Origin of the sequence: Shewanella sp. M-Br, from assembly GCF_036245925.1 — a bacterium.
GTDB classification, from domain to species: domain Bacteria; phylum Pseudomonadota; class Gammaproteobacteria; order Enterobacterales; family Shewanellaceae; genus Shewanella; species Shewanella oncorhynchi.
This window is the reverse complement of record NZ_BJBV01000002.1, coordinates 160,004-173,376: the sequence shown is the minus strand read 5'-3', so window position 1 is coordinate 173,376 and position 13,373 is coordinate 160,004. Positions and strand designations below refer to the sequence as shown.

The following is a 13,373-nucleotide window of genomic DNA, read 5'->3' as shown; positions in this document are numbered from 1 at the left end:
TTTATGTTTGTAAATCATCCAAGTTAACGCATTGGCAGATTTTTATCGGCAAACATTTCATCTATGAGCTGTTGATCCCGTAATGCTACGGCTTTCTCCACCACATCACGGGTTAAATGCGGCGCAAAGTGCTGAATAAAATCATACATATAACTGCGCAAGAAACTGCCCTTCCTAAAACCAATTTTAGTCGTACTGTGGGCAAACAAATGGCCAGCATCAATAGCGACTAAATCTTTATCAACATTTGGATCAATTGCCATAGACGCGATGACGCCCACGCCTAATCCTAAACGAACATAGGTTTTAAGCACATCGGCACTGGTCGCACTAAAGACGACACGCGGCTCTAAATTGGCCCGATTGAACGCTTTCTCAATTTCAGAAGCACGGTCAAAACCAAAGACATAGGTCACTAAGGGGAAACGCGCTAAATCTTCGATACTAATCAAGCTGCCTTGATTGCGGGTCGCAAGAGGATGGTCTTTGGGCACAACGATAGAGCGGTTCCAGTGGTAACAAGGCAACATGATCAGATCTGAATATAAATGCATTGCTTCGGTCGCAATGGCAAAATCTGCATCACCGCGAGCCGCCTGTTCGCTGATCTGCGACGGTGTCCCTTGGTGCATATGCAAGTTCACTTTAGGATAGCGATCAATAAACTGACGAATTATCGTCGGTAATGCATAGCGTGCCTGAGTATCTGTTGTGGAAATATTTAACTCACCTTGATCTGGCTTAGTATATTCTTCAGACACTTTTTTGATACTTTCAACTTTACCTAAAATATCATTGGCAATGCTGATCACTTGCAAACCCGCAGGTGTGACATGGGTTAAATGCTTACCGCTACGACCAAATATTTGGATCCCCAACTCATCTTCAAGCATACGAACTTGTTTACTGATCCCAGGTTGAGAGGTATACAAGTTTTCAGCTGTCGCCGATACATTGAGGTTATGTTTTACGACCTCAGCAATATACCTGAGTTGTTGCAGTTTCATCTTATTTCCTTGTCTCAAACACGCAAAATGCCATTAACAACTGAGCCCTCAAAGCACTCTCAGCTATAATCAATCGTTATAGTATATAGTAAAAATTAAAGCAAATAGGAATATAGAGCACAAGTCTACAGATTCATACGACAGAAATGATAACCTAGGCTAAGATAACTATGCTAGTTTATTGATTTATTGTAGCATTAGCTCAATTGGATAAATAATGGAACATCTATGTCATTCACCTTGGTTCTGATCCTCATCGGTGCGCTTTTACTGCTTGTTATCGGAATTAACGTATTACAGCAACAAAAAGAACGTGTAGAGGCTGAGCGTCGCATTGAATTTGCCCGTCAAAGAGCAATTATCGATGAAACTGAAACTGTGTTATCAAACACAGGAATGATGCCTTGTAGCACGAATATAGTGTTGGTTTTGTACCGGCGTGTACAAGATGCCTTGCAATCTGCAACAGCGATCAGTAATGGCCAACAACAGTCAGACTACCAACGCCGCTTAGCCGATATTAATAATCAAATAACAAGCTTACAGTCTGGACAACCTCAAACTCCTCCAATTGAGAATTTCAGACTACCCGATAATGACAAACAAATTTTAGCGCTTGTTCAAACCTTAAAAAAATTAAAGGCGATACTCAGAGCCGAGCATAATAAAGGTAAAGTTGATCCGAGCATTTTTGCTCAAGAAGAAAGCCGCATCGACAGTTTACAGCTCAGAATTAATGTCGATTCTATGCTTTCTCGTGCCCGCGCGGCCAGCTTTATGAAGCAATATGGCTCATCAAAACAAATGGTAACCAAAGCCCTATCAACATTACACGCCATTAAGGCACAAACGCCTAATGATCCCTTCATTGGGCGTAAAGTCGATGAGGCTAAACAATTACTTGATGAAATTATGGGTGCACAGAAACAATCTGAGCCCAGTGCGCCTAGACCTAAAAATGAAGAAGATGATATCGATATGCTGTTTCAACCTAAAAAGAAATGGTGATCAGTCTCTATTTGCTTACCGTTAAGTTGAATTAGCGACACATTTGCCACTCATGCTATCGCGTCATTGTTAGTCAGTTTGTATCTGTACGTAAAGTACTCAACATGTTTGAATTATTATCTATAGCAACAAATTAATATCGAAAAAACGCAAACAAAAAAGCCAAGTCAAATATGACTTGGCTTTTTGTTGTTCTCTTAGCGTTAAGCTAGCTTAATCCGTCGCTATGCGCCTTTCTTGGCCTTCTTGGTAGATTCACTCACCCACTTACCATTGACGTAATGCGCAGACCAACCCGTGGCTTTACCATCGACTTCAGTTGCAACGTATTGCTCTTTCGTCTTACGGCTAAACTTCACCGCAGCCTTATTGCCTTCATCATCAGTGACTGGCGCATCCGCTAAATACTGATACTTAGGCCACAGCAGCTCGCGGTATTGAACCAGCTCCTCAACCAGAGGCGCACGGGTTTCACGTGATTTAGGGAAAGTACTGGCCGCTAAGAAGATACCCGCAGCACCATCACGTAATACGAAATGGGCATCCGATTTACTGCATTTCAGTTCGGGTAAATAAATAGGATCTTCTTTTGGCGGCGCCGCCTCACCATTTTTCAGTAATTTACGGGTATTCTTACACTCTTCATTGGTACAGCCAAAGTACTTACCAAAACGACCATTTTTCAGTTCCATATCGTGACCACAGCGATCACACTCAATCAGTGGACCTTCATAGCCTTTGATCTTGAATTGGCCTTCTTCGACTTCATAGCCTTCACAGATTGGATTGTTACCGCAGACGTGTAACTTACGCTTCTCATCGATCAGATAACTGTCCATTGCCGTGCCACAAATACTACAACGGTGCTTCGCACGCAGTGCATCTGTTTCGGCATCTTCACTGTTTTCGCTAATCGCCTCAACGCCAGGCGTGAGGTTCATCGTCGTCTTACAGCGTTCTTTAGGGGGTAATTCATAACCAGAGCAACCAAGGAAAACCCCAGTCGTTCCCGTACGGATCCCCATAGGACGACCACAAGTTGGGCACTTGATATCCGTCATCACCATTTGGTTAAGACGCATGCCACCTTCTTCGGGATCCAGCTCCGCTTTTTCTAATTGCTTAGTAAAGTCAGCATAGAAACCATCGAGTACTTTTTTCCAGTCTAACTCGCCCCGAGCCACATCATCTAATGTTTGCTCCATGCTGGCGGTAAAGTCATAGCTCATCAAATCAGCAAAACTGCTCACCAATCGTTCGCTGACAATTTCACCCATTTTTTCGGCATAGAAACGACGATTCTCAACTTTTACATAACCACGATCTTGAATCGTTGAAATGATGGTTGCGTAAGTTGATGGGCGGCCAATGCCGCGTTTTTCTAATTCTTTTACTAAAGAAGCTTCGCTGTATCGTGCTGGCGGCTTAGTAAAATGTTGTTTAGGCAGCAATTCTTTTAATGCTAATACATCGCCCTGTGCCACGAATGGTAAAGTATTGTCTTCTTCGTTTTTCTTCTTAAGCGCTGTTTGTACGCGAGTCCAACCATCAAAACGTAAGGTACGTCCCGTGGCTTTGAGCTCATAATCACCCGCTTTTACGGTCAACTTAGTGGCATCATATTGTGCAGGTGTCATTTGACATGAGACAAACTGGCGCCAAATAAGCTCATATAAGCGCTGAGCATCACGCTCCATGTCAGATAAGGTCGCTGCTTGCACTTGAACGTTTGATGGGCGAATCGCTTCGTGAGCTTCTTGTGCGCCTTCTTTTGATCCGTATCGAATCGGTTCGGCGGGTAGATACTTATCACCAAATTCTTTGGCAATCATATCGCGCAAGTTTTCAACGGCTTCTTGACTCAAATTGGTCGAGTCGGTACGCATATAAGTGATATGACCGGCTTCGTAAAGTCGCTGCGCCATCATCATGGTCTTCTTCACACCAAAACCTAAGCGTGTACTCGCGGCCTGTTGCAGTGTCGACGTAATAAAAGGAGCCGATGGTTTACTTTGAGTCGCTTTATCTTCGCGGGCCAGCACAGTAAAACTTGCCGCAGATAACGCTTGAACCGCAGCCATCGCTTGCTGTTCATTGATAGGATTAAAGGCAGCATCTAAATGCTTAACCACTTCCATCCGCAAAGCTTCTTGAGCGGGCGTATTGAGCTCTGCGTGTACATCCCAAAATTCTTCAGGCACAAAGGCTTTGATTTCGCTTTCGCGTTCGACCACTAAACGCACGGCAACCGACTGCACTCGCCCAGCGGATAAACCACGAGCGACTTTTTTCCACAGCAGAGGCGACACCATAAAACCGACAACTCTGTCTAAGAAGCGGCGCGCTTGTTGGGCATTAACCATGTTAGTGTCGAGTGTCGACGGTTTACTAAAAGCATCTTGAATCGCAGACTTAGTAATTTCGTTGAAAACAACACGTTGATACCGTGAAGGATCACCACCAATCACCTCTTGCAAATGCCAGGCGATAGCTTCTCCCTCACGGTCTAAGTCGGTTGCGAGATAGATTTGGTCAGCAGAATCGGCAAGTGCCTGTAACTCTTTAACGACTTTTTCTTTACCCGGCAAAATTTGGTACTTAGCCGCCCAGCCCTTTTCAGGGTTTACGCCCATACGAGACACTAGCGCTTGCTGATCTTTCACCTTTTTATATTGAGCTTTTTCTTCTGGCGACATCTTCTTAACTTCGGCAGCGGATTTAACCTTTTCATTGCCTTCTGAAGTCGATGATGTCGGCAGATCACGGATGTGACCTACGCTCGATTTAACGATGAATTCTTTGCCAAGATATTTATTAATAGTCTTAGCTTTGGCCGGTGATTCGACAATAACTAGCGATTTACCCATAGTTTAATTTGCGCCAAAAAATCTCAAGAAGGTGGAAATTGGCACCATATATAGAGGGTTGTACTGATAGTTTCAAGTTAATCCCTCTTTTATATGTACCAGCGAGTCACTTTTTAATCAAAGTTGAAAAAATGTAAAAATATAATATGCGTAATTAAAAACTAATATTTCATTATTTGCCAGCAAGCAAGAAATAGTTATGCATTTATCGTGAAAAAGTCGCTTTGAGCACAAAACCGTCCGCTTGTGCACTCGAAAAGCTTCAGTATACTGGGTTCCCTCAGGGACCATATGAACAAATAATAACTTTCCCTATCACAAGGATAAGCAATGAAGCACTTTGAAGCGAATTTTGATGGACTCGTTGGACCAACACACAATTACGCAGGGTTGTCTTTTGGCAATGTAGCCTCACTTAGCAATGCCGCCTTAGTTTCCAACCCCAAAGCTGCAGCAAAACAAGGACTCCAAAAAGCCAAAGCACTAGCCGATATGGGCATGGTTCAAGGAATATTAGCTCCTCAAGAGCGCCCAGATCTCTATACATTGCGCCGAATTGGATTTTCTGGCTCTGATGCTAATGTATTAAAACAAGCGGCAAAAGAAGCGCCCATATTACTTAATGCCTGTTGCAGTGCTTCCAGTATGTGGACAGCCAATGCCGCTACAGTCTCACCAAGTGCAGATACTCGTGACGGCAAACTGCATTTTACCCCAGCAAATTTAGTCGATAAACTGCATCGCAGCATCGAGCCTTTGACAACGGGGCGCATATTAACAGCAACTTTCAGTGATCCCCACTATTTTCATCACCATAGTCACTTACCTGAGCATAATAGCTTCGGTGATGAAGGTGCCGCTAACCACACTCGTCTCTGCAATGAATACGGCCATGCTGGTGTTGAGCTGTTTGTTTATGGACAAGAAGCCACCAATCCCAACGCACCTAAACCGCAAAAATATCCAGCAAGACAAACCTTAGAAGCGTCGATGGCAGTCGCACGCTTACATCAGCTGGAAGACGATAATTGCGTCTTCATCCAACAGAATCCTGATGTGATTGATCAAGGTGTATTCCATAACGATGTTATCGCAGTAGGTAATCAAAATGTCCTGTTCTACCACGAACAAGCCTTCTTAAATACCCAGAATAAGATCGATGAAATTAAACGTAAACTCGACACTGAGCTGTATTTCATTGAAGTGCCAACCGCGAAAGTAGCAATTAACGACGCAGTCAAAAGCTATTTATTCAATACTCAAATTATTACGTTGCCATCCGGTGAAATGGCGATTATTGCCCCAACAGATAGCCAAGAAAATCCCGCGGTATTTGCCTATTTGAACGAATTACTCACGTTAAACACGCCGATTAAGCAAGTGCTTTATTTCGACGTAAAACAAAGCATGCAAAACGGTGGCGGTCCTGCTTGTCTTCGTTTACGTGTCGCCATGAATGAAGTGGAAGTCGCAGCGGTAAATCAACACACTCTGATGAATGATGCTTTATTTAATCGTTTAAACCTTTGGGTAGACAAACATTATCGTGACAGATTAACCACCCAAGATCTTGCAGACCCTCAGCTAATCATCGAATCTCGAACAGCTCTAGATGAACTGACACAGATCATGAAACTAGGTAGCGTTTATCAGTTCCAGCGTTAGGAATTATTCCTAACGCTGGAACTACATCATTATAAAATTCGACAGACCTACAATAGAAAAGAGCACCTTAGATGCTCTTTTTATTTGGATAAGGTCCTTAAAACTAGCTGATTCTAATCGGAATAGATAGAACCTGAGTCACTGAGCCATTAGGGGTTTCAACCTCAACAATAAGAGTACCTGCATTAGGTTGCTCTTCACCTTTCAGTGTCACACTAAACTCACGTCCCGCGTTATAGTTACTACTTGGCCAAATATATTGAGCACTACTAGCAACAGAACCTGCGCTTGCTTTAAATCTAACAATACTACCAGCAGGCATTTGTTGGTTATGTAAGTCAGATATAGTGAAATAAACAGTAGCGGCATCTTTACCTATTAAGTCAATACGTTGGTCTTTGCTGATGCTGTAACTATCGTCGATAAGCACATCAGCAATCGGAGTCGCATAAGCAGTACTTCCTGACATGACAATCACTAAACTGCCTCTCACATATAGTGATTTTGAATCTGTAATACCATCAGCACAAGCAGCATGTGCAGGCTCAGAGCAGAGTACACCGTTATATTTACTATCTTTTATATCAAAAACACCATTAGAATTAAAATCAATTAACTCTTCTAATTCCCCACCAATTTGTCCACCCACTTGCTGAGGATTAAAAATGCCATCTTCATTATAATCATTGAAAGCATCATCCAAATCAAATGGCTTACCACTTACATCCTTTTGAGTTAAAAATGCTGTTGCTTCAGAAGAATCAAAGCGACCATTGCCATTAAGATCTGGGAAGGATTCTTCGCCAATCGCAGTTGCAGTAATAGTTGCTCGACCACCATATTTCTGGCCATAATAATTACCTAAATTAGGCGCAAGTATCGCAATAGGATTGCGAATTAATGCGCCTGTTGCGTCAATAAGAGACTGCCCTTCAGGCCTAGTTAACTGACTCGTCCAAACAACACTACATGTACCTTTAACAGTCTGACAAGCATCTTCAATAGAGCCACCTTCAGTGGTAAAAGATACTGTTGTGCCATCTGGAACAGGGTTATTGAATGCATCGGCTAGGCGTGCAGTAACGGTCACTTTGGTGCCATCAACGTTCCAACCTTCAGCATTGAGTACTGTTGCAGAAAGTGAAAAACTGTCTTGATCGGGTATCCCTGTCGAGATGATGAGCTGACTTGATTGACTTGAAATAACTGGCGAAGAGCCAGCAATAGTGCCTGTTACTCTTACCGAAGTAGCAACAGTCCCTGTTCTTACAACTGTCTGAACAATGCCTTGATTGTTAGTCGTTGCACTTGATGGGTCAAGCACTATGCCTCCCGTCGTAGTGTTCAAACTAAAGTTAACTAACTGGTTACTTACCGGATTACTATTTGTGTCAAGTACCTTAAATTTAACTTCAGAAGATTCTGAGCCACCTGTACCTAAAATGGCGATATTTTGCGGTGTCGCAGACATAAATATAATGCTTCCCACGTTAGCAGGAAGTACTTTAATAGTGCCCGTAGCTGAAAGATTTAATCCACCTGCGTTAGCAGTAACATTAATAGGATCATCTCCAACGCAGCCCTTTGCAAGGTAAGTCGTTGTAGCTACGCCATTCACAGAGGGTACGGGTGAACTTATTATGGCTTCTGGTGATGATTTAGTTGAACAGGCCGATGAAAACTTAACATCCACAGGTTGGGTAAAAGGCTTACCTTGATCGTCCTGGATAACGACAGAAATAGTCGCGGTGCCACCTGCAGTTAAATCACTTGAACTAACACTTGCTTTACCAGCAACAAAAGGACTTCCACTACCCATGACTACATTTGTAGCACCAACCACCACTACTGTATTACCTTTTTCACCACTAGCTAAAGAGGCAACGATAGTTCCTGCACCTAACGTATTACCAGCATAAATATCAACACTAGCCTTTCCCTGACTATTTGTTACAGCAGTTTTGATAGGAAGGTCCCCAATATCATTGTCAAAGGTCACTATCGTGGGTTTATTAATGCCGGTGATAGTAGCAGTTAACTTACCTGGATTTAAGGATGTGATAGTTTGAATAGGTAAACCTGTAATATCAGTTAAGGCTAAATTAACTTGTGCACCGCCACCCGCTTCACCGCCATCACCTTTCATCACAAAACCGATTTTCCCAGACTCCCCAGTATCAACTTTGCCAGTGACAGTACCTGCACCCGCAATAGTTGCTGTATTTAAAACAATAGTAGCAACACCTTCGGTATTCGTTAATGCCGTTGCCGTACTAGGATCAAAAGACCCAATATTAGAATTACTCAGAGTAAAAGTAACTAATTCACCAGCCAAGGAACCGAGTTTCGAATCAACAACTTTAGCTGATACTGTGGCAGGTGCTAAAGCAGAAATATCCGTATTAGTAATACTCAGAGTGACACTAATGACACTTGGCGTCGGCGGAGTACCGGAACCATCATCAGAGATACTGCCTCCACCACCACATGCTAATAATAAAAGCGAACACAATCCTGCGAGAAAAACCTTATACGCTGACTTCATTGTCAGGCTCCCTGTTACTCTGATGATAATACCTAAGCGAGACGCTTATTACTTATAGGCTAACATTACACAATTTTCACGCAACTTTCCCATAACTATCTTATTTTATTTCGCAAATCTGATAAATACTTTAACATTAATTGTCATTTCATCTTCGCGCTTTTCTTGCTAGTCTTGTGAGCGCCAAAAAATAGAATGTATAAAAAACACACAGGACTCTCTATGGCAATTTCTATAAAAAATAAACTCGGCCTTACAAGTAAAATTCTGATCGGTATGGGAACAGGTATTGCTTTAGGCCTCTTTCTCCGCAATGCCTTTCCAGAAAGCGATATAGTAAAAGATTATATTACCGAAGGTTTCTTGCATGTTATCGGTACTATCTTCATCTCCAGCTTAAAAATGTTAGTCGTTCCTTTAGTCTTTATTTCATTAGTTTGCGGAACTTGCTCACTGAGTGAACCTTCAAAATTAGGCCGCTTAGGGGGGAAAACCCTCGCCTTCTATTTATTCACAACCGCCATTGCCTTAGTGATTGCGATTGTCAGCGCAGTCCTTATACATCCTGGAAACGCCTCACTGGCGTCAGAAAAAATGGAGTACGTCGCAAAAGAAGCCCCAAGTCTTGCTGATGTGCTGATAAACATAGTGCCCACCAATCCAATGCAGGCATTGAGCGAAGGTAATATGCTGCAAATTATTATTTTTGCAGTGATTTTTGGCTTTGCTATTGCCCATATTGGTGAGCGCGGCAAACGTATTGCGGCGTTGTTTGAAGATTTAAATGAAGTCATCATGCGTGTAGTGACACTGATAATGCAACTCGCGCCCTATGGTGTGTTTGCGCTGATGGCAAAACTTGCATTAACACTCGGTTTAGAGACCTTTGGTAGTGTGGTTCAATATTTCTTCGTGGTCTTAGGTGTATTACTGATCCATGCGTTTGTTGTTTACCCTACACTTCTAAAACTTTTCTCAGGCCTCAATCCCTTAATATTTATTCGTAAAATGCGTGATGTGCAGTTGTTTGCTTTTTCAACCGCCAGTTCAAATGCCACTTTACCCATTACCATAGAAGCGTCTGAACATAGATTAGGTGTCGATAATAAAATCGCCGCTTTTACGCTACCGTTAGGCGCTACGATTAACATGGATGGCACAGCAATCATGCAAGGCGTTGCCACTGTGTTTATTGCGCAGGTTTTTGGCATTGAGCTCTCACTAACCGATTATGCCGTTGTTGTTGTGACTGCCACGTTAGCCTCAATTGGTACAGCGGGTGTTCCAGGTGTCGGACTTATCATGCTGGCCATGGTGTTAAATCAAGTTGGCTTGCCAGTGGAAGGGATTGCCCTGATTATCGGTGTCGATCGCTTACTCGACATGGTACGCACTGCTGTAAACGTCACAGGTGATTGCGTAGCAACTGTAATTATTGCTAAATCAGAGGGCGAATTTAACGAGCAAGTGTTTAACAACACTCAAGCGGGTAAGGTTGCTAGAAGTTTTGATGAGCAAGTTCATCATTTAGATAAATCCAACTAAACCTCAGGAAGACCAAAATGACGCCCGGCTTCAGTGTTGGGCGTTTTTGTTTGAACGCAATACAGTTAACATGTCTATTGTTAGCAAAATGTGAACGCACCAATAGTACGGAAGTTTGTTTTTAGATACATTATGTTTACTATTTTAATACGTTTAATGGGAGGGTTATAAATGTGGTGGAGAAGTCTTTGGATCCTGATTGCATGCTGGCTATTGAGTGCCCACTTCGTACGTTACGAACAAATTAACTTTGCCATTCCTTTTGCACTTGCGCCTTTAGTCTTATTTTTTAACTCAGTTTACTTACTCCGTTTATTACAAATTTTATTATTTATAAGTGTCTTTGCCGTCTGGGGCGTCACAACCATTGAAGCGGTACATCTGCGATTAGCGCAAGAAATGCCTTGGTTGAGATTATCTTTTATCATGATGGCGGTGATGTTATTTACCTTAGGCGCGATTATGTGTGGCAACGGCATTTTGCGGATCAGAAAACAAAAATCGCCTTGGGGAAATTCCCCAATACGCTAACACTTTAACGGCAAAACCTTCTTATTCAACAATAAATTAGTACTTATTTTGACCACAAGTTCAACTCGGTCAGCAAAGGTTAAGTTCAACTAAGATATGCTGTTCCTCTATTTGGTTATCAGTGTGATTTTGCGTAGACTAGTTTGCTAAAGCTTAGCTCATACACTTTAAGGCATTATATTATGAGAATTTTGGTTGTTGAAGACGATCCTATTTTATCCCACCACTTAAAAGTGCAATTAAGCGATCTCGGCAATCAAGTTCAAGTGGCACTGACTGCCAAAGAAGGTTTTTATCAAGCCACTAATTATCCCATCGATGTCGCCATTGTCGATTTAGGGCTACCCGATCAAGATGGTATTAGCTTAATTCAACAACTCCGTGAAGCGGGTCTTAAAGCACCAATATTAATTCTCACGGCACGAGTTAATTGGCAGGATAAAGTTGAAGGCCTAAACGCCGGAGCCGATGACTATTTAGTGAAACCCTTTCAAAAAGAAGAGCTTGTCGCAAGGCTTGATGCCTTAGTGCGCCGTAGCGCAGGTTTTGTTAAACCCGTGATTTGCAGTGGAGAATTGAAACTCGATCTCGCCGCCAAACAAGTCACTCTGGGTGACGAAGTCATGGAGGTCACTGCCTTTGAATATTTAATCCTCGAATATTTGATGCGCCATTGTCATGAGGTTGTCGCCAAGCAACGTTTACTCGATGTGATTTATGGTGATAAGGAAGGCGATCCCAATACGATTGAAGTCATGGTCAGCCGCCTGCGTAAAAAACTGACCCGAGATGGTATCGATAACCCCATAGTGACCATCCGCGGCCAAGGATATAAATTTAACCTACCATGCAATTAAGATTAAAATTCAAGAAACGTCTGCTGACACGGATGTTTCTCACCTCACTATCAATTATTACCTTAGTGGGTTTTGGTCTCGCATGGATGGTTAATATTCTGCATGCGCAAAATAGTTATAACGAAGAAACTGCCCAACTCATTGCCGAAATTCCCCAAGTCGCCGCCGAATTACGGGAGCACGATCTTATCCCCGATACCAGTGCTTGGCTGGAAGAAAATAATAAACAAGAGCGTTATGTAATAGCGAGCTGCGATGACAAATTTAAGCAGGTTTGGACCTCATCCCTCGCAGTAGATCGTGGCTTATTTGATACCTGTGAGCGTTTTAACGAAATCCGTAACGACTCCCCGCCCTACTACCTCACCATGGCTGACGACAGAGGATATTTCGTCTATTTGCTCGCGGTAGAAATTGCCAGTGTGCATTACAACCTCCTTGTCATGAAAGATGCCGCCAAACTGGAGCAAGAATACAGTAAGTTCAGTAAACGTACTTATATTCGTTTAGCCATGGTATTGGCCTTAGCCTTAATTCTATTGGTCAGCGCCGCCTATTGGGGCATGCGTCCCTTGGTACGGATGCAAAATGAACTGCAATCAATTAACCAAGGGAAGAGTAAATCACTTTCTGAGGGCTATCCTGTTGAACTTGAAGGCGTAACGCAAGCACTCAACCAGATGTTGCAACAATCGAGTGCCCAACAACAGCGCTATCAAAATGCGATGAATGACTTGGCACACAGTCTTAAAACCCGCTTAGCCGCCGTGCATGCCATTACAGATGACGCCAGTTTGAGTAAACAATCGGCAAGCGAAAAGATCATGGAACAAGTCAGCCAGATGGATCAGCTGGTCAAATACCAATTAAAACGGGCTATGTTGGGTCGCCAAGGCCTGAAGCAAGAACAAACTGTTATTGCGCCCTTAGTCGATCAATTAGCACAAATGTTGTTTAAAATTTATCGAGAAAAACAAGTACAGTTCTCGGCCAACATCTCCCCTTCCTTGATGTTCCCCGGCAACAAGGGTGACTTAATGGAGCTGTGTGGCAACCTTATGGAAAATGCTTTCCGCCTGTGTATCAGCCAAGTGCATGTATCGGCTAAAATTAACTCACAAGGTGAGTTTGAACTTATTGTCGAAGATGATGGCCCTGGTGTTGAAGAAAGCTTAAGACAAAAGATTATCCAACGTGGCGTGCGTGCCGATACTCAGTCCCCAGGGCAAGGGATCGGATTAGCTGTCTGTGATGAAATCGTTCACAGCTACGGTGGCAGCTTAAAAATTGAAGAAAGTCGCTTAGAAGGGGCGCTCTTTAGGATCCGTATCCCAGTGTAAGAAACTGG

General features: G+C 42.8%; 9 protein-coding genes. 6 read left to right on the top strand and 3 right to left on the bottom strand.

The window, feature by feature from the left end:
• Window positions 1-23 precede the first annotated feature (23 nt).
• Complete coding sequence (gene cysB / locus AAA952_RS02710; protein WP_028759721.1) at window positions 24-1,007, bottom strand: HTH-type transcriptional regulator CysB; 984 nt, start codon at window positions 1,005-1,007, stop codon at window positions 24-26.
• A 228-nt stretch (window positions 1,008-1,235) separates the two neighbouring features.
• On the opposite strand from cysB, the gene zomB reads away from it, so the two are divergent.
• A complete protein-coding gene (zomB, locus tag AAA952_RS02705; RefSeq protein ID WP_028759720.1) occupies window positions 1,236-2,015 on the top strand; it encodes a flagellar motor control protein ZomB in 780 nt (259 codons plus the stop codon).
• 224 nt (window positions 2,016-2,239) lie between these two features.
• On the opposite strand, the gene topA is transcribed toward zomB, so the two are convergent.
• Complete coding sequence (gene topA / locus AAA952_RS02700) at window positions 2,240-4,882, bottom strand: type I DNA topoisomerase (RefSeq protein WP_173244486.1); 2,643 nt, start codon at window positions 4,880-4,882, stop codon at window positions 2,240-2,242.
• Window positions 4,883-5,212: 330 nt separating this feature from the next.
• Between topA and astB the strand changes: the two genes are divergently transcribed.
• The gene (gene astB / locus AAA952_RS02695; protein ID WP_338254160.1) at window positions 5,213-6,547 is read left to right on the top strand and encodes an N-succinylarginine dihydrolase; all 1,335 of its coding nucleotides are present in this window, start codon (window positions 5,213-5,215) and stop codon (window positions 6,545-6,547) included.
• Between the two features lie 103 nt (window positions 6,548-6,650).
• On the opposite strand, the gene AAA952_RS02690 is transcribed toward astB, so the two are convergent.
• The gene (locus tag AAA952_RS02690; protein ID WP_338254158.1) at window positions 6,651-9,092 is read right to left on the bottom strand and encodes a hypothetical protein; all 2,442 of its coding nucleotides are present in this window, start codon (window positions 9,090-9,092) and stop codon (window positions 6,651-6,653) included.
• Window positions 9,093-9,314: 222 nt separating this feature from the next.
• Here AAA952_RS02690 and AAA952_RS02685 point away from each other — a divergent pair, with 222 nt between their 5' ends.
• The 4 genes from AAA952_RS02685 (at window position 9,315) to AAA952_RS02670 (ending at window position 13,365) form a co-directional block, all read left to right on the top strand.
• The gene (locus AAA952_RS02685) at window positions 9,315-10,637 is read left to right on the top strand and encodes a dicarboxylate/amino acid:cation symporter (RefSeq protein ID WP_338254157.1); all 1,323 of its coding nucleotides are present in this window, start codon (window positions 9,315-9,317) and stop codon (window positions 10,635-10,637) included.
• Window positions 10,638-10,808: 171 nt separating this feature from the next.
• A complete protein-coding gene (locus AAA952_RS02680; RefSeq protein WP_028759715.1) occupies window positions 10,809-11,168 on the top strand; it encodes a hypothetical protein in 360 nt (119 codons plus the stop codon).
• 182 nt (window positions 11,169-11,350) lie between these two features.
• Window positions 11,351-12,025: a response regulator gene (locus tag AAA952_RS02675; RefSeq protein WP_028759714.1), complete on the top strand. Its 675-nt coding sequence runs from the start codon at window positions 11,351-11,353 to the stop codon at window positions 12,023-12,025.
• On the top strand, window positions 12,016-13,365 hold the full coding sequence (locus tag AAA952_RS02670; protein WP_028759713.1) for an ATP-binding protein: 1,350 nt from the start codon (window positions 12,016-12,018) through the stop codon (window positions 13,363-13,365). Before AAA952_RS02675 ends, AAA952_RS02670 begins: the two co-directional genes overlap by 10 nt.
• Window positions 13,366-13,373: the final 8 nt, after the last annotated feature.

Coding starts and splice junctions, on each gene's coding strand:
- cysB (WP_028759721.1), bottom strand. CDS start 1,007: ATGAAACTGCAACAACTCAGGTATATTGCTGAGGTCGTAAAACATAAC.
- zomB (WP_028759720.1), top strand. CDS start 1,236: ATGTCATTCACCTTGGTTCTGATCCTCATCGGTGCGCTTTTACTGCTT.
- topA (WP_173244486.1), bottom strand. CDS start 4,882: ATGGGTAAATCGCTAGTTATTGTCGAATCACCGGCCAAAGCTAAGACT.
- astB (WP_338254160.1), top strand. CDS start 5,213: ATGAAGCACTTTGAAGCGAATTTTGATGGACTCGTTGGACCAACACAC.
- AAA952_RS02690 (WP_338254158.1), bottom strand. CDS start 9,092: ATGAAGTCAGCGTATAAGGTTTTTCTCGCAGGATTGTGTTCGCTTTTA.
- AAA952_RS02685 (WP_338254157.1), top strand. CDS start 9,315: ATGGCAATTTCTATAAAAAATAAACTCGGCCTTACAAGTAAAATTCTG.
- AAA952_RS02680 (WP_028759715.1), top strand. CDS start 10,809: ATGTGGTGGAGAAGTCTTTGGATCCTGATTGCATGCTGGCTATTGAGT.
- AAA952_RS02675 (WP_028759714.1), top strand. CDS start 11,351: ATGAGAATTTTGGTTGTTGAAGACGATCCTATTTTATCCCACCACTTA.
- AAA952_RS02670 (WP_028759713.1), top strand. CDS start 12,016: ATGCAATTAAGATTAAAATTCAAGAAACGTCTGCTGACACGGATGTTT.